Origin of the sequence: Nocardia carnea NBRC 14403 (assembly GCF_000308515.1) — a bacterium.
Lineage (GTDB): Bacteria > Actinomycetota > Actinomycetes > Mycobacteriales > Mycobacteriaceae > Nocardia > Nocardia carnea.
This window is the reverse complement of sequence record NZ_BAFV01000015.1, coordinates 1-20,909: the sequence shown is the minus strand read 5'-3', so window position 1 is coordinate 20,909 and position 20,909 is coordinate 1. Positions and strand designations below refer to the sequence as shown.

Below are 20,909 nucleotides of genomic sequence, written 5' to 3'. Positions count from 1 at the left end.
CTATACAAGAATTCGGGGAGCGCCTGCAATGACCGGCAACCGCCAAGCTCAACGCGCATTCGACGCCGGGGTTCTGTCGCTCGGATTGTCCATCGAGGGGCAGGAGTCCGCCCGCGACCTCGAGTACGCCAAGCTGGCGTTCCAGCGCGCCACCGAATGGGATCCCGGTATGTGCGACGCCTGGCTGGGCCGGGCCGCTGCCGGTGAACTCACCAAGGACGTGCTGTTCAACCTGCAGAAGACCTGCGACAGCACGCTGTATCGGGAACAGCGCCGGGTGGGTCTGCGGCCGCGCGAACTGGCGGGCCGCTTCCAGCCCGGCCTCTACATCGACTACCCGTTGTCCAGCCGCACCGAGATTTCTCTCGCCTGGGCCGCCCAGCTCATGGCGGACAAGGACTTCGACGAGGCAGAGCGCACGCTGGATCAGCTGGACGAATTCCGCAAGGGGCAGTTGGGCGAAGCCGAACGCGAACCCGACAACCGGATCGCCGCGTATGTGCGCGCGGTACTGCACTACACCACCCAACGCTGGCCGGATGTGATGACCGTCCTCGCCGGCTCCGCGGAATGGGACGATCCCTACCTCGCCACGGGCGCGCATGTGATGGTCGGGACGGCCTGTGCCCAACTCGGTTTGTTCGCCGAATCGATCCGCCGGATGCAGGCCGCCGAGCAGGGCCCGATCCCCGCCGCCCAATCCACCGCCATGTTCTGCCGTGGCCTGTGCCTGCGCGAAACCGGTAACGAGGACGAGGCCCAGGCTCTGTTCGAGAAGGTGTACTCGCAGGCCCCGGATTTCGAGGCGAATGCTTCGGCCATGCGCGATCGCACCTTCCGGATCACTGTCACCAGCCGCGATGTCATCGCCGCCCGCACCGATAAATGGGATCCCGCCTCCTCCCCCACGATGGAGCAGATGAACCGGGCCGAGGTGCAGGACCGAGCCAAGGAGACGCTGGCCGAAGCGCGGGCGGAACTGGATTCGCAGATCGGGCTGGCCTCGGTGAAAACCCAGGTCGCCAAACTGCAGTCGACCGCGCAGCTGGCCAAGATCCGCGCCGAGAAGGGGATGGCCAGTGTGCCCCGCGGTCAGCACCTCGCCTTCACCGGGCCACCCGGCACCGGTAAGACCACCATCGCCCGGGTGGTGGCCAAGATCTACTGCGGTCTCGGCCTGTTGCAGACCGAGAAGATGGTCGAGGCCAAACGTGCGGATTTCGTCGGCGAGCATCTGGGCAGCACAGCGATCAAGACCAACAAGCTGATCGACAGCGCGATGGACGGTGTGCTGTTCATCGACGAGGCCTACACCCTCATCCAGACAGGTCTGTCCGGCGGAGACGCATTCGGTCGCGAAGCGGTGGATACGCTGCTCGCCCGGATGGAGAACGACCGGGATCGCCTGGTGGTCATCATCGCCGGCTACGACGGCGAAATCGACCGGCTGCTCGCCGCCAACGACGGTCTGGCCTCTCGCTTCGCCAAACGCCTGCAATTCCCGTCCTACAGCGCGACCGAGCTCGGCCGTATCGGAGAGGTGATCGCGAAGAAGCGCGATTCGGATCTGTCCGAGGAGGCGCTGAAGGTGCTGATCCGGGCATGCGACCGGCTGTACGCGATGGAGAGCACCGACCAGAGCGGGCAGCCGCGCCGGGGTGTGGACCTCGCCGGCAACGGCCGGTTCATCCGCAATGTCATCGAGGCGGCCGAGGAGGAGCGCGAGTTCCGGCTGGCCAACGACGAAAACCTGGACCTCACCGATATCGACGAGGCGGTACTGCGGCGTATCGAGGAACCCGATATGCGGCTCGCGCTGGCCACCATCCTGGACTCGCTGGGGATCGGCGGAAGCGCCACCGACTGATGCGTTCCCGCGCGGCGTGCGAAAGCGCTTCGCGAAAGGCCGGGCGACCGAACAGGACGACTGCCGGTCGCCGTCCGCGGTCAGCCCTCCGTCAGTGAATCGTGGCTGACCAGCGCCTCGCGCGGGTCCAGCGTGGGCCCGGGAACGAGCTGCCCGATGATCGCCCACGGTGCCAGATGCGGAGTATCGCCCAGACCGAGAACATTCGCGATGGCGGGATCGGGGACGCCGTAGCGGATCCCGTTGTCGGCGACATAGAACAGGCTCCCACGCCGCGGGCTACCCGGTTCCATACCGGTGATCTGGACGTATTCACCGTGGCTGGGTTCGACGTACACCGCGTCCACCCGGTCGCCACTGCTGTCCGCGGTGGCCAGCCGGACCGGTTCGGCCGACTCCGGAATCGGCAGCTCGGTGCCGACCAGCAGCCCTACCGAGGCCCGTTCCTCCGGGCCGTCCCCGGCACCTTCTTCCGCGGGCGCCGTTCCCGGTGATTTCGACCAGGCGATACAGGTCACCGGCCCATCCTCGGCCGCGACGATCTCCGGGACCGCCTCCGGAAAATCCGCCACGGGCAACCGCTGAACCACCGGGACCTCGTCCAGGACGTCGGGCGGCAGCACCGGGACCTCGCTCATCCCCTGTGAATCGGCGTAGCGGATCACCTCGGCGGTGAAGGGCGAGACCGGCTGAACCCCGTCGGCGAGTACGACATACATTTCCGGGCGGGTGTCGCCGCCGACACTCGCGACGGAAATGATTCCACCCACCGGCACATCGGACAACCGTCCCGGGCCCGGCTCGCCGGCGCGGTCGATAACCGGCGCCTTCAACGGGGCGACCTGCGTGGTGGCACCGAGGAATCCGGTGCCGACCGGTCGCGGACGGTGGACCGCTAGGTCGAGGGCGCGGGCGATCACCGAATCGCCGGGGTCGATTTCGGCGCGTTTGCCGTCGTAGATCAGGTAGGTCTTGTCGTCGCGGGATACCAGCAGCGCTTCGGCCGGGGTGGCGGCGCGAATCCGGTCGGTGAGGTTCGGGGTGCCCCCGACAACAGTGGTCGTCGCACCGGCCGCCGAGGCCGCGCTACCACCCGCGGACAATTCGATGCTCTCGCACAGCGACCAGTGCGAATCCCCGCCTTGCGCCGAACCCGGCAGCGCGGCCGGGGCACCTGGTATGCCGAGCAGCGGGCCACGCGGCAGCTCCCCCAGTTTATCGTCCTTGACCGCATGCGGTTCGGCGTTGCTTCCGGTGATCAACCGCGCCGAGGCCAGATTCAGCGCCGGATGCAGGGTCCGGCTGCCGTCCTGCTTCTCTACCACCACATACAGCGCACCGCTGGACTTACCGGAGACAATCAAGGCGTCACCGATCGCTCCCTGCGGACGCAGAAAGGCCAGAATGGCCGCCCCGGCGATGATGAGAATACCGAGCACCAGACCGACCAGCAGCGAACGGATCTGGGAGCGCATGGGATCGTGCAGCATGCGCACATCGCGGCGGACCAGTGCGTGGTCGAGCCGGCGTAGCAGGAAACGGTACCCGTTCACCTGGGCACGGGTAGTCAGCTGTGCTGGCACTCGGGACTCCATCGCGCTGTCGACCGCAATCTCTTTCGACACGGTACCGTAATTCCCGACGGTTACGTCGGCCCATATCGGTGGAATCGCCGCTGGCGCACCGGTAAGCGAATGCAGCCGAGGCAGGAACAAACAACTGTGAACGAGACGATGAACACCGGGGAACTCCGATCCGAAATTCCGGAACCGATGGTTTCTCCGGATTCGGTGAATACTCGCCGGTCGGCTTACGACACTTTACGGGACCCAGAATTCTGGTTGTTCCGGATATTTCCACTTCGAATTGTTGTGCCCGGCGTTCTCGCTGCGGCGGCGATCGCCTGGATCGTGCTCGCCATCGGCAACTCGGTCTGGTATTCGCTCGGTGCCGGGATCGTCACCGGCCTCATCGGTCTCGCCCCCATCGGTGGCCGGACGCCGGTCGCCCGGATCGGCGGGATACTCGCCCGCCGCGGCACTATTGCGGCCGAGCGGCTGGAACAGGCCGCGGCCTTCGATGTGCCGCTGCCCGAGGGCGGCGGATACGGAGTGCGCTGGGACGGCGATCTGCTGCTGACCATGCTGCGTATCGACCCCCCGCCGGACACATTGACCCTGCTACGGCCCGGGTCGCTCAATACCGAACAGCTGCTGCCACTTCCCGAAATCGCGCGCTGCCTGGATCAATTCGATCTGACTCTGGCCGGTATCGATGTGGTGAGTACCGGCGCGCGGACCGCGGGAACGGGAATCGCCGCACACCTCTACGACCGGATACTCGGGCCCCTGCCGGCCATCGCCCACCGAACGTGCTGGCTGGTGCTGCGGTTGGATCCCCTGGCCAATGCCGAAGCCGTCGACAACCGCGGGGGCGGCGGTGCCGGAGCGCTACGCGCGGCCATCATCGCGACGCGGCGGGTGGCGAACCGGCTGGCCGCGCACGATATCGCCGCCTCCGTGCTGACCGCGACCGAGATGAACACCGCCGTCCGCGAACTCACCCACGGCTTCGCCGTGGACCAGCTCACCGAATCACCGAAATGGCTGGAATCCCAGGGCCGGCATCTGGCGCAGTACCAGATCGGCGCCGATATGGTGGGGCCCCGCGGGCTGGCCGATATCTGGGCGGTGCCCAGCCTGTCGACCACCGTGACGCTGCGGCTACGGCCCGGCATCAACCGTGGCGATCCACATACCGAACTGGCCGAAACCGTGGTCCTGAACGCCGTGGTTCGCTTCGATACGGTCGCGCCACCCGAGAAGCCCCCGCTGGAGGGCCTGCGCGAACTGTACGGAAACCAGCTGCGCATCCTGCTCGATACGCTGCCGGTCGGTTTCACCGGCCACTGGGGGCGTGATGTGGCCTACCGCGGCACCCTCGCGGCGCTGACCGAGTTCACCGTCCCGACCGCTGGTTGCGGGCAGCTCATCGGTGCCGATGACCAGGGGCAGGGTATCGCTGTACCGCTCGTCGGCGAGGGCACCCGCCAGCTGGAGGTGATCGGCACTCTGGACCTGGCTCAGCAGGTGATCCTGCGCGCCACCGGTCTCGGCGCACACGCGATCGTGCATACCGCCCGGCCGGAGGCATGGCAGACGATGGTCCGCAACCTCGATACCCCGCAGATCCTCACCATCGCCCCCCGTGCCGCCGGTGCCAGCTATCACCCGCCGGGCCCGCCGCCGTTGCCCACGGCGCCCTACCCGAGCACCACGGTGCTGGTATTCGACGGAGTCCCACCGGTATCCCATGCCGGTGGCGCGACCATCGTGCATGTGCGGCAACCGCACGAACCGCCGGGCACGGTCGACGCGGATGTTTCGCTGATCCAGGATCCCGCCACCCCCAACCGCGTCACCGTGCGGACGCCGGCGGTGACGACGACGGTGAATATGGTGACGACCCGGGAGGAAATGCATTACATCGGCGAATCACTCGCGGCTCGCTGACCCACAGATACGGCAACGGCCGGTTGGATCCTCATCCGATCCAACCGGCCGTTGCCGTCAGTACACCGAAACAGTGGTTCCGGTCAGCCGAAGGCGGCGAAACCGTCGCCGATCTTCTTATCGGTCTGGAGGGCGCGCTGCAGCGCGTTCTCGACCGCGATGGCGAGCTGGTCCAGCTTGTGCAGGGTGTCCTCGAGTTCGGTGTTCACCGACGCGTGCGCGGCGGTGAAGCCCTCCTGGGCACCCTGGCTGGCCATGGCCTGCAGGAAGTTGTTCTTGGCGGTGGCCAGGGCCTCGATCTCACCCTGGATCTTGCTGCCCTCGGTATTCAGCGAGTCGAACAGCGCCTCCATAGTGGGGCGGTCGTACAAGATATCGCTCATGTTCCCATTCCTTCTCAGTCGAGCAGATAAGTGAAGTGCCGCGCTGCGGGATCAGAGGCTGGTGTAGCCGCCGCCGGGGATGAAGGCATCCTCGTCCATGCCCAGGATGGTCTGGGTGGCATCCTCGGTGGCCTTGGTCAGCTCGTCCAGCTTCTGGTTCAGACGGTCGGACTCGTCGCTCCATGCCTGCGAGGTGGTGACGAACGAGGCGTTCGCGTCACCCTTCCAGCCCGCACGGGCCGCGTCGCCGGCCGAATCGACGGCCTTCACCGACAGCCGCAGATTTTCGATCGCCTGGTACATTTCGCCGGTCGCCTTCTTGACCAGCTCGAGGTCGAGATCAACACCCTGAGTTGACATTACGGTGTTCCTTTCGTGAGTTCGTACGTCCGCAGAGATCGCAGGATCTCGTGCCGGTGGGTTGTCACCTGGGGAATTACGGTGTCAGCCACCTCCCCCCGGGCAGGCCCTCGAGCAACGTGGCGATTGCCTGCGTCACCCGATGATCACTACCCGTTGTGACCGTCGACCAGATCTGTCGATCCGGCGAGACTGTGGGCGCAACCGCCAGCCGGCCGCGATCGGTGTCGTAGACCGCGACGGCGCCCGGTACGCGCATGCTGAGTCCGTCCTCATGGCTGTAGGCCACGATTTCGGTGAAGCCCCGGCAGGAGGCGAACGCCGCGGCCAGCACCGTGGCATCGCGATCCTCCACCCCGAGGGCGTAGATGGCATCGGCGAAATCGCCGGTGTTTTCGGCAATATCGAGCCGACCGGCGAGTTCGTCGGCCGGTGCACTGAACCCCGCGACCTCGGCCGCCTCGGCCGGGCCCAGCGCGGTGATCAGCGGGCGCGCCAGCGCCTCCGCAGAACCGTCGCACCAGATCGTCGCTACCTCGAAACTGTCCCCCTCGCGTACCGCAAGGGCATGCAGTTCGCCGCGACGGGCCAGGCACAGTCGCAGTATGCGGTCTTCGGCGAAGCCACGGGCCACCAGCTCGCGATCCGGTTGCGCCAGCACGAACAAGGCCTGGCCGGTATCTGGATCGACATCGCCTTCGGCATCGAAGACACCCGCCGTGGTGAGCTCGGCGACGGCACGCGCGCGGGCCGCCTGCCACTGCTCGTAGGAATCCTGCTGCGGTCCGGCGGCGAGTACCAGGGGCAAGGTCTGCACACCCAGGCGTTCGGCGACCGCGAGCAGCGCATCGTTGGTCAGGGCCGTCACGACGTACCTCCCGCCCGGGTACCCGGCGCCGGAGCCGCCGGGTCGATTCCGCCGAGTACGGCGGGCGCGGCCCGCAACTCGTTCTCCGCACCGAGGTGATCGCTCTCGTCACCGGGGAGTCCGGCGCGCGGGAAGCGGGATGTGTCCTGGGCCGTACCGCCGGCGCCGGCGGTCGCACCGGGTGCCAGCGGTGCCGCCTGGGACGACGCTGCGGAACTGGTGACCGGGGTCGTTTGCGGAGCCGTTTCCGGCGTGGTCGCCGATTGCGCGTACAGCGGAGCGCTGTAGGCCGTGGGTACCCGCGGTACGGCGACCGGAATCGGGACGGATCCGATGCCCAGCGCCCCCAGCGGCATACCACCCCGGACGCCCGGCGCCGGTGCGGGCGCGGAAGTCGCCGCGGCGGCGGCATGCTCGGCGGCCAGCGCGGTCTCCGGTGCCACTACCGGCGGTGCGGTCTGCTGCCACGGCAGTGCGAGGGGTTCGGTGGCCTTCTCGTAGTTCTCCATGACCCGGGACGCGACAGCCTTCGCCATGTCGGAATCCTTGTCCGTCTCGGCGGCCACAGCTTTGATCGGTGCCCCGACCAGCCCGCCGACCGATTCCAGCATGCGCTGGACCTGCTGAATCTGTTCGATATCGGCGGTATGCGGCATGGTCAGCCGCGCCACTTCGTAGGCCGCGACCTGCGCCTGGAATCGCGCCGCATTGGCCGCGGCGGCGCCCGCCGCTTCCACCAGCCAATCCCGCAGTGTCGAAATACGCTGCAGTACTGCGTCACTGCGGCCGGACCCCCATGCGCCGCGCATCTCGACGATGGCTTTCTCGTATTCCACCACCGCCGCACCGAAGGACGCGGCCAAACGTGTCCAGGCCTGCACGGCCTCGGCCATCGGCACCGAGCCCGGACCCGTGGTGAGCTCGCGGGCCAGCCGGTCGGCCGGCCGCGCGGGCCACACCACACCGGTGAAGCCGGGTCGTGGTGGTTCGATCATCGCTGGGAAATACCCTTCGCTCATCGGCACTGCGGGAGCCTGTCAGGCCTTGGACCCGCCGAGATTCGCGGCGTTATCGGTTTCCATACCGTCGAACCGAGTGGTACTGAGCCGCAGCGTGGCCGCCAGTTTGCGCATTTCCTGCACGCTCGCCTGGGCACTGGTCAGATAGGACACCGCGACATCGTTGTGGGTCTGCGACGCACGGCCCGAAACCTCGTCCGAACCTGCGGGAACCACGGTCAGCGTGTCCTGGACGGCCGCCAGATCGTCGGCGAGCCGATCGGCCAGCGCATCCAGGCCCGACGACGCCTTCCCGGCCGCGGCCGGGTCGAACCGGACGCCGTCGTACACCTCGCCCATCTCGTTCTCCATGAGACCCTCCTGTGTGTCCTGATTGCCGGCACGCATCAGAGCGTGAGTTCCTTGTCCGGCGGGGGTTCCGAGGTCGATTCCGCGGCACCGACCACCGGCACCGCGATCCCTTCGATCGGCCCGACCACTTCGTCACCGTGTTCGGCCGAGACCGCACCGCGCGCCGAGCCGTCGGTGACCGATTCGCCGTCGCGCGCCATCCCCGCGGCCCCCATACCGGCGCCACCCATCGGCATGTAGCCCGGGCTGCTGCCGCCGGCCGAACTCGTTCCCGCAGGAGTTGCCGCGGACGACATGCCTGCGACCGACCCCGGTGACGTCGCACCGAGCGTTCCGACGGGGCCGAGTGGGCCGGGGGCGGCCACCTTGGATCCGGGGAAAGCACCGAGTGGCGCGGGTGCGCCTCCCAGCGCACCACCGGCACCGAGACCACCCGCGGCTCCCGGCGCACCCGAAGTACCGGGCTTGTCGGCATCCGGTGCGCCGGGCTCACCACCCAGCGGTTTCGGCGCGGACAGTGCAGTATTCGCGGGCGCGAGTTCGCCCAGCGCCTGTGCGGCCTGGCTCGCGGAGCTGATCAGCGGTGTGACCATACCGATCATCTGCATGAGCTGGTTCATCTGCTGGCTCGGATCGACTCCGGTCGGCGCGTTGGTGATCTTCACCTTCTCGCCGGTCTGCGTCAGTGCGGCACCTTCGACACCGAGCTCGGATTTGGTTTTGACGGTGATGACGAGCGCTTCGGTGGCCGCCTCGACTGCCGAGGCCACCAGGTAGGCCGCACCGGCTCCGGATGTCGCGTAGAGCGGGGCGAGCGCCAGTTTCGCGGAGAACGCACCGATCACCACGGCCATTTCCCCACGGCCGATGGCGACACTGGTCGCCCCCTTGGCGAGATGCAGTTTCTCCCCGGTGCTCTGTGCCTCGAGTTTCGCGGCATCGGTCTGTGCCTGACCGGCCTTCTCCGCGGCCTCCGTGGCCCCCATCCCCTGCCACAGGCTCATTGCTGCCTGTAGCGCGGACGTGCCCACCTGCATCACGGTCTGCATCACCGTCGACACCTGCGCCAGCAGTTGTGTCGGGTCCACACCCGGCGGCGGCGCCGGGGCAGCCGCCGGATCACCCGTGGCAGACTCCTGCGGCGCCGGTACAGGGGGCGGTGCACCCAATTGTCCGGAGCCGAACGCCGAGGCCAGATCGGTGAGCGGTCGCATGAGGGCACTCAGATCGAGCATGGGTAGCGGCGGCAGCTCCGGCAACCCCGGCAGATGACCGAACGCCGGTAGCTCCGGCAGATTCGGCAGGCCCATGCTGTTGAGGATGTCGTTCACCGGCATATCGAGCATGGGCGCCAGCGCGCTGCCTCGCAGCAGCTCCAGAACGGTCGGATCCAGCGGATCCGCCCCGGACGGCGGCGGGCCACCCGGGAGCGGAGCCGCTCCTGGAGTGCTCATGATCCCGGATTCACCGCGCCGATATCCGCCGCGTTACCGGCGTCGGTGAGCTCGTAGTTCGCGGCGGCCTGATGTGCGGTGAGCGCGGTACCGGCGTGCACCGCGGCGAGTTCGGCGACCGAGGACAGATGGTTTGCCTGCGCGTAGGCGAAGGCAGCGAGGAATTCCTGGCCGATGAGCCCGAATGCCGGTACCGCGAAGCCGACCGTCGCCGCCTGATCGACGGCGGCGGTCGTGGCGATTCCGGCCGCCATGGCCGCGGATTCGCTGCCGTACAAGCGCACCGCATCGGGTACAACGTGAACGTTGTTCATGTCATGTGTCCAATCCCGAAACATCCCACAATGTTTCGTTGTCAACGGTACCCAGAGGGCACCTCCGGCCGGGACCGCCGACCGGTTAACAGTCGGTGACTACCTCGTGCTTTCCGAATTGAAGGTGTCGATCAGTTCTGCCTTCTCGGCGATCGCCCGCGCGGCGGCCGCCCGCGCGGTCTCGACCAGCGTTTTCTCGAATTCTGCGGGGCTCAGTTTGTTGATCCCGCCGGTGAAGTCCAGCCCTACGGGGGCGGCGTTTCCGTCCACTTCCACCGTCACCGAACCGTCCGGTGACGTCGCGCTGACCACGATCCGGCCCATCGCCTCCTGCAGATCGGTCAGCCGATAGACCTGCTGCTGCACCCTGGCGATGAGTTCGTCCATCGTTTCGACCATGACAGTTCCTCGAAATCCACTCCGGCCTAGACGGAACGGAGCCAGCTCTCCGGTTCGGTGTCGTACTCCTGCTCCTGCACCAGCTCCCGGCGCGCGACCTGTTCCTCCGTGGGCAGACCCGCCAGCTTGAGCATTTCGCTGGTGAAACCCGCTTCCTGCAGCTGTTTACGGCGTTCCAGACCGGCCCGGGCCGCCGATTGCTTGCACAGCCGCAGAATCTCACCGGCCAGCGCATCGGGGTCGCGGCGGAGCTCGCCGGGTTCGACGGATACCGCGACGGGCAAGCCCGTTTCGGTGGTCCGGATCCGGATGGAACCGGTGATCGAATGGGCGGTGAACTCGATGGGGAACTCGGCGTCCCCCGCAATTCCTGTGCTCATCGTCCTCCTGCCTGCACTAGGGCGCCGCCGGCGGCGACGCGGGAATCGACCTCCGCCCGAGTATGGATCGAGCAGGTGAACTGGGGGTTATCGAATGGCGTGGCGCCCGGTGGAAACCGGTGCATGCTGCGCGAACGCCGGGCACCGATCGCCGATTGCCAAGGCTGGGAAGATACGCGGCGGCACACCACATGACTCGGATATACGCTGACGCCGTCCAATCCCGGGACTCCCACCCCCGGACCCACAACCGAATAGCAAATCGACCGGCGCGGTGCCGGCCGACCGGCCATGCGACGGGGCCGTCCCCACAGTGATGCGCCCCCATATGCCTCGACCGGTTATTCCCCGTTTGCGCCGCGTCCGTCAACAGTGTGCCTGCCGATCCGGCTATGCCGGAAGGCCTTTCCGTTACGCAGCTCGAACCCCCAGGTCGACGCGCTGCCGGGCACACCCGCCCATCCGCCGCGCCGACCGGGATCACCGGTTTCGTGCACGGGGACCGATAATCTGATCCGCGTGTACGAACGGACGGAAGATCCGCGATGAGGCGTATCGACCTGAACTCCGACGCCACCTTCATCGGCGACGATCTACGACTCGAGTACGACGGCGAACCGTTCACCGGTGAGGTCGTCGAGGAACTCGTACCGGGACAGCTGCTGTCCCAGGAGTTCTATGTCGACGGTCTCCCGCACGGCAGTATCCGGGAATGGTGGCCCGACGGCCGACTGAAATCCGAGGGTGAGAACTACCGCGGCAGACCACACGGGATGCTCCGACGCTGGCATCCGGACGGGCGGCCGGCGACAGCCGTTCTCTTCGATGACCAGGGCGGATCGGCCGCGGTCCGCGCCTGGGGGCGCAACGGGCAACGGGCCTGAACCGATCGGGCCGTCATCTCCCCTGCCGCTCATCCTTGATCACCCGGACGATCTGCGCGATCTTCGCATTGATGGTCGCGGTGAAATCCTTCGAACCGGCGGCAACCGCGACCGGCGGGTCCGAATCCCGGACCAGGTACCGGCCGTCGCCGACCAGATCCCGCCATTCGAACTCGAATCGGGTTATTCCGCGCGGTCCGTAGATCGACGAGCCCTGCACGACCCGGACCAGCCCTGTACACGAGGCCGGCTCCGCCAGAAAAGCAGTACCACGTTCGGATTCTGTGGCCTGGAAGGAATCGTGCACAGTGGGGCTGCGGCGGGGTTGTGCCGCCGGTTCGGCGGCGGTCCGGGCGCGACGCGGCAGGACCATATCCTTGCGGGAACCTGCGGCCATGTCCGGTAGCTTCGCCACCACTTCACCCGCGAGCTGCACCGCGGTGCACTCCGTGACAGTGAATCCGCCACTGTGCAGATACGTTTCCCCCGGAAGGGCGGAAACGATATATCCCGCCGATTCCCGGCGCACACCCAGCATCCGCACAACGCTCGTCGGCAAGGTGTCCGGATCGGCCTTACGCCTGTCGCTGCCGCGCACCTCCACCCGGATATCCGGGGTGGTGAGCGCATCCAGCACCTGTTCGAAAGCGGGGTCCGAGCGCTCGGCGAGCGCCGCCCGCGCTTGTCGCTGATCGGACCGGAAATCCTCCGGATCCGGGCTGCGCGCGGTGAAGTGGAACGGGAAGGGCAGGCGCAGCGCACCGGTGGCATCCGCCCACAACGTGTAGAACTCGATATCGCTGAACGCCCAGCGCCGCCCGGTCCCGGTGGCCGTCACTGGTCGACCACGGGTTTGGCCACGATCGACGGATCTCCGATACCTTCTTCGAGCCATTCGGTGGAATCGAGGTAGTCGGCGCGTTTGTGGTCCTTCTGCTGTCCGCCCTGAGCGCCACCGCCGGCGCCGCCACCGCCCATCGGCATCCCGCCCATCGGCGCACCCGGCTGCGACGCGGCGACCACGCCGGTGGCCTGCCCGGCAGCGACTCCCGTTGCGACGGTCGCCCGTGGGAAGAGCTTGGACGCTTTCTCCATATTCGGCACCGGTGGTGTCTTCGTCCCCGCCGGGCTGCTGCCGCCCGGGCCACCGCCTGCGCCCCCCAGACCGGCGGGCAGTTTGCCCGCCTTCTGCAGGGCGGACTGATAGTTCTTCACCGCATCCTGCAGTGCGGGCATTCCCGGCAGCCCGGTGATACCGGCCTGCTGCAACGCTTGCTGGGCCGCGGTGGACAGCTGCTGCCCCAACTGACCGAGCTGCTGTAGGCCCTGCTGCGCTGCCTGCAGCATCGGCTGAGCGCCCGCCTGCTGCTGCAATGCTTGCTGCTGTTGTTGAAGTGCCTGCTGCTGTTGCTGAGCCTGCTGTTCGAGTTCCTTCTGAGCGGCGAGCAATTCCGCGCGCTGTTGCGCGATCTCACCGACCGCCTGCTGTTGCTGCTGTTGCGCGCTCTGCCCCGGCGGCTGCCCTCCGCCCGCGCCGTTATTGCCGCCGCCGTTGTTTCCCCCGCCGTTGTTGTTACCGCCGTTGTTGTTGCCGCCGTTGTCGTTCGGCAGATCGGGTTGTCCGTTGGGGACGGGGAGGGTCGGGATCACCGACGAAGCCAGCTTCACTCCGGGTTCGTAGAAGTTCGCGTAAACCTGGGCCGCCAGCTCCTCCTGTACATTGACCGCCCCTTGGCCACTTTCCAGTTCTGTGTAGTACACGGACTTGTCCGGCATGCCGTACGACGTGTGAACGAGCCACGCCGACATGTTCACCAGGTTCAGGGCGAGCGTGCCGGTCGCCGAGATCAGCTTCTCGCCGCTGCCCAAATAGGCCCGGACGGCCGTGGCGGCACCGTCCGAGCCCTGACCTTTCCACCGGTCGGATTCCAACAGGGACAACATGCCCTGGTCGAAATGGTTGAATCCGCGATCCAGCTGATCTCTGATCCGGTACCAGTAGGTCGCCTTGTCCTCGACCGACCACCCGTTGAGGGTGAGAATGTCACCGAGCATCCAGAACTGATTGAAGTTCAGGCCCCCGGCCGGCGGTGCCTCGGCGCCGAAGGCCTGGACGCCTTCGAGACCGGTCAGACCGGCGGGCAGGGTGTACTTGTTGTTCTCGTCGCCGTAACGGCCGAGATCCGGACGGTACTTATAGGTTTCGTCGACCCATCCGTCGGTGTCGTCGTAGTGCGCAAAGGCGTGTTCGACCTGCTCGCCCAGCCCACTGCTGTCGACCATGCTCTGAAACCGGCCGGCGGCATCCTGATCGGTGTCGCGGTAGAGGTTGCCGGCCAGCACGAACGCCTCACCCAGGTCTCGGACATGCTGCCGATGTTTCGGCAGGATGTCGTTCTCGAACTCCGTGGCGACCTCGTCGAGTTTGGCGCGCAGCCGCTCCGGACCCGCGAACGACTCCAGGCCGATCTTCGGCAAGGGCACGAGAAGTGGCGCCACTTCCTCGACGACGTCGAAAACGCTCATCAAATCGGCGCAGAACGTCGCCGCATCCTTGGCCACGCCGTATTCGAACGCCACCCCGCCACTTGCCGCCCGGTCCCGGAAAGCACCCCACGGATCGTCGCCGGCCATGAACTCACACTCCCACCGAATCGAAGATGCGCGTGCCGTCTGTCGCCGGGACCGGGAGAACACGGCCGATCGGGTTCACGGTTGCCACAGTGCTTGCGGGGATCGGGGAACAACGCGACGAATGGTGACGCACGCTCACGACCCTCCTCCCCACCGACAGCACGAGTCACGACCGAGGATCGCAGCCCGGACTTACCGCCGTCCCACCACCGGCTGAACAGGCACCAAACCCTTCCGATACGGAAGGTACCAATGCCCGAACACGCATCGGTACCACTCGGCGCCGCCCGGATTCGCGGCTTTTCGAAGCCGACCCTCCGACACTCGCCGGGCCGGCCGGCGATTCACCGGGGCGCGGTCACGGGGTCGAATCGCCCGGGGCGATCGGGCGCGGCAGAAACGCGGGCAGCGCTGGTTTGCCGGTATCCCCCGGCAATCATTCGAAGCTCGTCCTCGGTGAGCACGTCCGCTATCCGGTCGAAACCCTGCGGAGCGCGCTCCTCGACCAACCGCAGTACCCGATCGGCCGGGATATCACGATTCGCCAGTACGACAGCGTTGGCGGTCTCGAGACGGGCCGCCTCATAGGCCGTCAGACCGTCCCGAGGGTCATCTGCACGGGCCAACTCGGCGGCCAGTACACCGGCATCGAGAATCGCCTGGGAACCGCCGTTGGAACCGATCGGATACATCGGGTGTGCGGCATCTCCCAGCAAAGCGATTCGGTCGAAGACCCAGCGCCCCACCGGGTCTCGGTCGACCATCGGATACTCGAGAATGCGCTCGCTACCGGCGAGCAGCGCTTCGACATCGATCCCGTCGAAACGCCAACCGCGATAATGGGGTAACACATCGTCGAGCCGGCCGATTCGGTGCCAGTTCGCCGCCTGCTCTGTATGGTTCGGCATCCGGACCTCGGCCACCCAGTTGATCAGGGCCCGCCCCTCCCCCCGGGCCGCCGCAGAAATCGGGTATGCCACCAGTTTCGCGGTGTGATTACTCCCGGCCATCACCATGGAAGCGCCGGTCAGGAACGGCTGGGACATCGTGATACCACGCCACATGCGGATACCGTTCCAGTGCGGCGCGCCTTCGTCCGGATACAGGCCGGCCCGTACGGCAGAATGCAATCCGTCCGCACCGATAACCACGTCTGTTGTGATCTCGACGGCACGGTCCAGGGCTCGGTCGTGCACGGTGCTGCACACACGGTCCGGATACTGGCGAGCAGAGACGAACCGCATACCCGTGCGAATCGCCTCGGAGCCGAGGCGAGCACGGACCGTGGCCGCGAGCAGAGACTGCAATTCACCGCGATGCACCGAGTACTGCGGATGGTCGAATCCGGCGGCGAGGCCCCGGGGCTCACGCCAGATCTCGTTGCCGAACCGATCCAGATGGACGAGTTCCGCAGTGGGGATCGCGAGGTCGGCCAAGGCGTCGCCCAGGCCGAGTTCGCAGAGTTCGGCGGTGGCGTGGGGCAAAAGGTTGATTCCCACCCCCAGCGGCAGCAACTCGGTGACGCTGTCGATGACCAGCGTGTCGATACCTTCGGCGTGCAGTCGCAAGGCCGCTGTCAGGCCGCCGATTCCGGCCCCGGCCACCAATACCTTCACAGCGCCCCCGTCAGCGGTGCGAATTCAGGGCTGATGCGCTCGTTCAGGTGCGCCACCGGAATGTCCGCGCGATCCCGCAACAGACTCTCCTTGTACACACACCGATCTCCGGCGGTGGCGCCGGCGCGGGACCAGGTGGCGATACCCGATCCGAGGACGATACGCACCAGGTGGTGCCCCGTCGCGGTCATGCTGTATCCGATCGGCCGGTGGCGATCGGTGAGCACGCCGGCCGACTCGTGCCGGGCCACGATCACCACGGAATTCTGGGACACCACCGTACTTTTCCCGATCGTCAGCACGGATCGGCGAATGATCACCGGATCCGCTCCGACCACACCGAGCGCGCAGCGGATGTGGTCGGCCAGTTCGGCCGCGGTTGTGGTGGATTGTTCGAGTAGTTCGAGTCGAAGTGGGGCTCCGACCAAAGCTTCGAGCAAGGTTGTCATCGAACCATCGGATCTGAGCAGTACCCGGGTTATTGCCGGTAAGTCCGATGCCTCTGTAACTGTCGAGGGTTCCGCCGCCATAACTGCCGAATATAATTGCCGGCACAGACTATTCCAGCGGGCGGGAATACCTCGCCGCGAAGTTTTCCGGGGAATTCACCACCCGGCACCCGACTCGCCTTCTGTCGGCCACAATACCCGCAATCTATCAGCTAATGATAGATATCCGGGCTTGTCATGCGAATTCACGGGATCACCGTCGTCAATGGGCCCGCTTCGCTAGCATGCAGCGTCACTTCCGCCGAGGATCGAGTACGCCCCAACGTCATTCGCTGTAACGACAGCGACGCCAGAAATTCATCCCGGGCTCGGGACACCTCGTGGCGAACACCCTCCACAACCCGTCACGGGCCCGCTACCGGCCGTAATCCCGGCATTTCCCAGAACTGCACCGGCCTGCGATAGGGGGCGCCCCCTATTCGGCAAGACCACCACATCCGAGCCGTCACCGTCGTATTGTTTCTGCGCATCGTCAAGGCGGTAATCACCTTCGGCTATTGGACGGCAATTTCGTTTCCGGCGCGTGGTCCGACACCCGTCAGAAACAAGATCGACTCCAGCCGTCGAGAGCGCACCGCTGCTGGGAAAGTGGGTTTACATATGCCAAAATTCGTTGCTGGACTTACCGAGTCGCAACTGTTCAAACGAAGGCCGGCGATGCTGACCGCACTATTGATAGTGGTCGTTGTGGTCGCGGCACTGATCCTACTTCCGCTGTGGCGGGACTCCACGGCGCCGGCCGATACCGGCACCACGAACCTCGTGGCGGTCTGCGAGGTGGGCGAGGGCGACCCGGCCCGGGAAACCAACCGGCGGATCGCCGAATCCGCGGTCGCCGATCTGCTCAGCGGATCCCGCTCCTACCTCGGCCCCTGTGCCGAATACGGTGCGAGCCTGCCGCTGGGCGGCGGGCGGATGACCGCCTTCTCACAAACGGGAGAATCAGGTGAACCGCTCGCCATCGGGCTGGCCGCCGATGACACCGTCTACGACGCCCTGCCGTACGAACCACCGTCCGGACGCCTGTGGTGTCACGACAAGAACGAGGACGGCGCAGTGGCCGATCACGGCGAATGCGCAGGCGGACACGAGACCGTGTTACCCCTGGGCGACGCCTTCACGGCGCGTTCGGATATTCCGTTCACCTACGTACTCGCGAACTGGAACCCGCACGGGCACGTCCCGCCCGGCGTCTGGGATACCGCGCATTTCGATGTCCACTTCTACCTGAACGACAACGCGGAGCGGCTGGCCATCAGGCCGGGACCGTGCCCACAGCTCACGCACTGTGACGACTACCGGCTCGGCAAGATCCTGCCCGAGCCGAAGTATCGTCACCCGGACTACGTCGACCTCGACGCGGTCGAACCGGGAATGGGCCAGCACCTGATCGACTCGACCACCCCGGAACTGAGCGGTGGCGATTTCACCAGCACCTTCATCTACGGAAGCTGGGACGGCGAAATCACCTTCCTCGAACCGATGGTGGCGCTCTCGCAGTATGAGGCCCTGCGCAATGGCGGCCGGGAAGACAGCTGCGTCGATATCAAACAGCCGCAGGCATGGCAACAGCCCGGCTGGTATCCGACGAAATATTGTCTACGCCATCGGGACAACCGTGCGGAGACGCTGACCACCCTCGAGGGGTTCGTCCGCCATCCCGCGAACTGACGGCCTCCGCCGGCGCACCTCCCGGTGCGCCGGCGCGGCCTCGAAGTCCACAGCTACATCAGCGAGCGGTTGCGCTTACCGAAGCGGCGGCGGAACTCGGGTAGGTACTGCGACGGCGCCACCGAGGAAGACGAGCGCTCCAGGACACCGTCGTCGGCGACATAGAAGATCGCCCGGCCGATCGCGATCTCGCCCGGTGTGACCGGCGCGAACACCATCCAGCCTCCGTCCACCCGGTCCGCGCGCAGGTCCGCGACCGGATATCCGGACAGATCCGCGCCGTTGCCGGAGAGATAGCTGCCGACCCGGTCGATCGCCTGCTGTTCCGGCAGCGGTTCCGGGGCGGTGACCCCGCCGAGAACCAGCTGGTGGAAGGCGCTGTCGATATCGAACCCGTCCGCTTCGGGGAAGACATCGGTCAAGGCGGCACGCGTCAGAATGCCGGATTCGGCTGCGGCTACCAGGGTTTCGATCGCTGCCTTCCGCTCCTCGGACGGATCGGTGTCGAGGATCAGGCCGGTCACGATCCGAACGACCGTCTCCGAGTCCCAGATACCCGGCATCGCGGCGGCGACGGCCTCGGGGTCCGGGGATTCTCCCCGGTACCAGCGGCCGCCGTCCCACCAGTAGCAGAACGTGAGCAGTCCCGTACCGCATCGCTCGTTGAGTACCGAACCCGCCACCCATTCCGGCGCGCCACGGAACACCGCCGGCAGCGGCGCCTCCCCGTTGTAGGCCGCGTCCAGTTCCGGAGCGTTCCACACCCCGCCCGACAGCACGGCCCGGCCACCCGGCAGCGAATGCAGCGTGCTCCCGCTTCGGCTCGCCCCCTCGAACCAGCGCGCGCCGGGAGTGAGGCGAGGACCCCACTCCGACCGGACCGCGACGAACGCCGCGCACAGCGCCGCCCAGCGCGCCGCCATCACCGGGAACGGCGGTAAGCCCGCGACCGGATCGCCGGTGACACCGGCCGGACCTTCCGCGGCGGCCTGCACCGCCGCCACCGACGGCGGCCGCTGCTGACGATCGCCGTGGAACAGGTAGGCGGCCAGCCATACCGGCAAGGATTTGCGGGGAAACGCTTCCAGATCGGCGCGGTAGATCTCCGGAGCGAACAGCTGATCGTCGGGGAACGGCTGATCCCCGTAGTCGTAATCGACCTCGATCTGCCCGGAAGCGGTCAACGCGAGCAACAACCGCCACCACGGCCCGTCACCCAGTTGCGCGGACAATTGCCGATGCTCACGAACCAGGGCCAGCACCTGCGGTGTCGGCGTCCAGCGGACCACGCGCTGTTCCGCGTCGGAGAACACGGCGAAACCGGCATCGACGGCCACCGTCGACGCGAACACCGCGTCCACCCGCTCCCAGCCTTCAGGGGCCACCGCGCCCAGCTCACGGGCAAGCCGGTGCATCAGCGCACGCGCACGTTCGGCGACGTCCTGCTCCCGGGCGGCCGAGTCCAGCGTGAAACCCACATCCGGGTCGTCTTCAGTGGCCGTGTCGGCGGCCGGCGGCTCCGGTGCCACCGTCTCGGGGCCCACATCGATATCGGCGGTATCTCCGGACCGGCCGGCCGTCACCGCGCCGTGCGCCTCGTCTGGTTTCGTCACTTCGGCCACATCCTCCTCGTACCGGTACCGCGATCGTTCGGCCGGACACCCGGCTCAACGCTCAGCTGTCGCCGCGGCGCATCTCCTCGAGCCGGCGGGCCAGCTCTTCCCGGTGCCTACGGGCATTGGAACCGTCCAGCTGGCCGGCGAACGCCGACCGGGCGGCCGCCACCAGCTCATCGGTGACCTCGGGATACGCCCGCGCGATATCCCACAGCGCCTCCTCGGTCTCCATATCGAGCCCGGTTTCAGTGCGCAAACCGCCCCCGTTACGCACAGATTCGAGCATTTCGGCGAAGTTCTCCTGCAACTCGTCCTCGGTCGGATGATCGATACGCATATCCACTCCTCGTCGATGTCGTCCGTGCCCCCGGCACGATGTGTGTAATCCGCCCGTTCACTCGGCGAACACCTTGGCGTGGCGCTGCGGATCTGCGAGCACATCACGCAGGTAGGCGCCGAAATCCAGTTCCTCCGGCAGCGAACGATACGTCAGTTCACCGAGCCTGGTCCCGCCCTGGATCAAGGCGAAACGGGTGGTCCGGTAGGCAATGGTCTCCAGCTCGGCGACGACGGGTTGCTCCAGGTCGATCGTATGGGTACCGATCCGCAACCCGAGACGGCCGTGCTGCCGATACAGCACCACCGGCACGCCGCCGATCTCTCCGTAGAGACCGCTGACCCGGCCCGGATTCGTAGGCGCGGCCTGCAACGCGCCGGTCTCCGGAGTGAACTCCGACGGCACACCGAACCCCGCGAACGGCCGGACCAGCAGCGGAACAAACGCATCGTTACCGCCGCCGTCCGCCCGGGAAGCACCGCCGGCCGCTGCGGCTCCACGGTGGCTGCGGTGACCGTCCCCGGAACCGGCTTGCGGCATCCCGCCGTGGGACATAGGCGGCACCCCGGGTGGATACGGCAGCGCCGGCGAGTTCTGGTCCGTGGGCCGGGCACCACCCTGCGTTCCCGGCGGGCCGTAACTGCCGCTGCTGTCCGGATACGGCTGTGCCGGGGGCCCGGCCGGCCGGGAATGATCCGGCGATACCGGATACGGCTCCAGCGGTGGTCCAGTCGG

Annotated in this window: 20 protein-coding genes and 1 pseudogene; 4 read left to right on the top strand and 17 right to left on the bottom strand. The window is 66.9% G+C overall.

What is annotated here, in order from left to right:
* Positions 1 to 28: 28 nt before the first annotated feature.
* A complete protein-coding gene (gene eccA, locus ON22_RS04165) occupies positions 29 to 1,867 on the top strand; it encodes a type VII secretion AAA-ATPase EccA (protein ID WP_033244286.1) in 1,839 nt (612 codons plus the stop codon).
* Positions 1,868 to 1,947: 80 nt separating this feature from the next.
* Here eccA and eccB read toward each other — a convergent pair whose 3' ends face one another.
* On the bottom strand, positions 1,948 to 3,450 hold the full coding sequence (eccB, locus tag ON22_RS04160) for a type VII secretion protein EccB (protein ID WP_033244632.1): 1,503 nt from the start codon (positions 3,448 to 3,450) through the stop codon (positions 1,948 to 1,950).
* Positions 3,451 to 3,738: 288 nt separating this feature from the next.
* Here eccB and eccE point away from each other — a divergent pair, with 288 nt between their 5' ends.
* Positions 3,739 to 5,379, top strand: coding sequence for a type VII secretion protein EccE (gene eccE / locus ON22_RS04155; protein ID WP_231508571.1), 1,641 nt, complete (start codon positions 3,739 to 3,741; stop codon positions 5,377 to 5,379).
* A gap of 83 nt (positions 5,380 to 5,462) precedes the next feature.
* Here the strand turns inward: eccE and ON22_RS04150 are convergent, their stop codons facing one another.
* The 9 genes from ON22_RS04150 to ON22_RS04110 all read right to left on the bottom strand — a co-directional run bounded on the left by ON22_RS04150 (position 5,463) and on the right by ON22_RS04110 (position 10,907).
* Complete coding sequence (locus tag ON22_RS04150; RefSeq protein ID WP_033244285.1) at positions 5,463 to 5,762, bottom strand: hypothetical protein; 300 nt, start codon at positions 5,760 to 5,762, stop codon at positions 5,463 to 5,465.
* A 51-nt stretch (positions 5,763 to 5,813) separates the two neighbouring features.
* The gene (locus tag ON22_RS04145) at positions 5,814 to 6,122 is read right to left on the bottom strand and encodes a WXG100 family type VII secretion target (RefSeq protein WP_051157144.1); all 309 of its coding nucleotides are present in this window, start codon (positions 6,120 to 6,122) and stop codon (positions 5,814 to 5,816) included.
* A gap of 76 nt (positions 6,123 to 6,198) precedes the next feature.
* Positions 6,199 to 6,990 carry an ESX secretion-associated protein EspG gene (locus tag ON22_RS04140; RefSeq protein WP_033244284.1) on the bottom strand — a complete coding sequence of 264 codons (792 nt, stop codon included), beginning with the start codon at positions 6,988 to 6,990 and terminating at the stop codon, positions 6,199 to 6,201.
* Positions 6,987 to 8,009, bottom strand: coding sequence for a PPE domain-containing protein (locus ON22_RS04135; RefSeq protein ID WP_231508605.1), 1,023 nt, complete (start codon positions 8,007 to 8,009; stop codon positions 6,987 to 6,989). Before ON22_RS04135 ends, ON22_RS04140 begins: the two co-directional genes overlap by 4 nt.
* Before the next feature lie 18 nt (positions 8,010 to 8,027).
* On the bottom strand, positions 8,028 to 8,396 hold the full coding sequence (locus ON22_RS04130) for a PE family protein (RefSeq protein ID WP_231508570.1): 369 nt from the start codon (positions 8,394 to 8,396) through the stop codon (positions 8,028 to 8,030).
* Complete coding sequence (locus tag ON22_RS04125) at positions 8,396 to 9,814, bottom strand: hypothetical protein (protein ID WP_051157143.1); 1,419 nt, start codon at positions 9,812 to 9,814, stop codon at positions 8,396 to 8,398. Before ON22_RS04125 ends, ON22_RS04130 begins: the two co-directional genes overlap by 1 nt.
* Positions 9,811 to 10,128 carry a type VII secretion target gene (locus tag ON22_RS04120; RefSeq protein ID WP_033244282.1) on the bottom strand — a complete coding sequence of 106 codons (318 nt, stop codon included), beginning with the start codon at positions 10,126 to 10,128 and terminating at the stop codon, positions 9,811 to 9,813. Before ON22_RS04120 ends, ON22_RS04125 begins: the two co-directional genes overlap by 4 nt.
* A gap of 99 nt (positions 10,129 to 10,227) precedes the next feature.
* Entirely contained in the window at positions 10,228 to 10,527 is a 300-nt protein-coding gene (locus tag ON22_RS04115; RefSeq protein WP_033244281.1) for a YbaB/EbfC family nucleoid-associated protein, read from the bottom strand.
* 26 nt (positions 10,528 to 10,553) lie between these two features.
* On the bottom strand, positions 10,554 to 10,907 hold the full coding sequence (locus tag ON22_RS04110) for a hypothetical protein (protein WP_051157142.1): 354 nt from the start codon (positions 10,905 to 10,907) through the stop codon (positions 10,554 to 10,556).
* Between the two features lie 545 nt (positions 10,908 to 11,452).
* Between ON22_RS04110 and ON22_RS04105 the strand changes: the two genes are divergently transcribed.
* Entirely contained in the window at positions 11,453 to 11,791 is a 339-nt protein-coding gene (locus tag ON22_RS04105) for a toxin-antitoxin system YwqK family antitoxin (RefSeq protein WP_051157141.1), read from the top strand.
* Between the two features lie 13 nt (positions 11,792 to 11,804).
* On the opposite strand, the gene ON22_RS04100 is transcribed toward ON22_RS04105, so the two are convergent.
* From ON22_RS04100 to ON22_RS04085, 4 genes are all read right to left on the bottom strand, one after another.
* The gene (locus ON22_RS04100; RefSeq protein ID WP_033244280.1) at positions 11,805 to 12,629 is read right to left on the bottom strand and encodes an ESX secretion-associated protein EspG; all 825 of its coding nucleotides are present in this window, start codon (positions 12,627 to 12,629) and stop codon (positions 11,805 to 11,807) included.
* Positions 12,626 to 14,425: a hypothetical protein gene (locus tag ON22_RS34370; protein WP_051157140.1), complete on the bottom strand. Its 1,800-nt coding sequence runs from the start codon at positions 14,423 to 14,425 to the stop codon at positions 12,626 to 12,628. Before ON22_RS34370 ends, ON22_RS04100 begins: the two co-directional genes overlap by 4 nt.
* A 344-nt stretch (positions 14,426 to 14,769) precedes the next feature.
* Complete coding sequence (locus ON22_RS04090) at positions 14,770 to 16,041, bottom strand: flavin-dependent oxidoreductase (RefSeq protein ID WP_051157139.1); 1,272 nt, start codon at positions 16,039 to 16,041, stop codon at positions 14,770 to 14,772.
* Positions 16,038 to 16,490: a hypothetical protein gene (locus ON22_RS04085; RefSeq protein WP_033244279.1), complete on the bottom strand. Its 453-nt coding sequence runs from the start codon at positions 16,488 to 16,490 to the stop codon at positions 16,038 to 16,040. Before ON22_RS04085 ends, ON22_RS04090 begins: the two co-directional genes overlap by 4 nt.
* Before the next feature lie 717 nt (positions 16,491 to 17,207).
* Here ON22_RS04085 and ON22_RS04080 point away from each other — a divergent pair.
* Positions 17,208 to 18,221 (top strand): hypothetical protein, encoded by a 1,014-nt coding sequence (locus tag ON22_RS04080; protein ID WP_033244278.1) that lies wholly within the window; start codon positions 17,208 to 17,210, stop codon positions 18,219 to 18,221.
* Between the two features lie 53 nt (positions 18,222 to 18,274).
* Here the strand turns inward: ON22_RS04080 and ON22_RS04075 are convergent, their stop codons facing one another.
* The 3 genes and pseudogenes from ON22_RS04075 to ON22_RS04065 form a co-directional block, all read right to left on the bottom strand.
* Positions 18,275 to 19,834, bottom strand: coding sequence for a hypothetical protein (locus tag ON22_RS04075; RefSeq protein ID WP_231508569.1), 1,560 nt, complete (start codon positions 19,832 to 19,834; stop codon positions 18,275 to 18,277).
* A gap of 61 nt (positions 19,835 to 19,895) precedes the next feature.
* Positions 19,896 to 20,174, bottom strand: coding sequence for a hypothetical protein (locus ON22_RS04070; RefSeq protein ID WP_033244622.1), 279 nt, complete (start codon positions 20,172 to 20,174; stop codon positions 19,896 to 19,898).
* Positions 20,175 to 20,231: 57 nt separating this feature from the next.
* Positions 20,232 to 20,909 (bottom strand): annotated as a pseudogene (locus tag ON22_RS04065) (hypothetical protein); the annotation flags it as partial.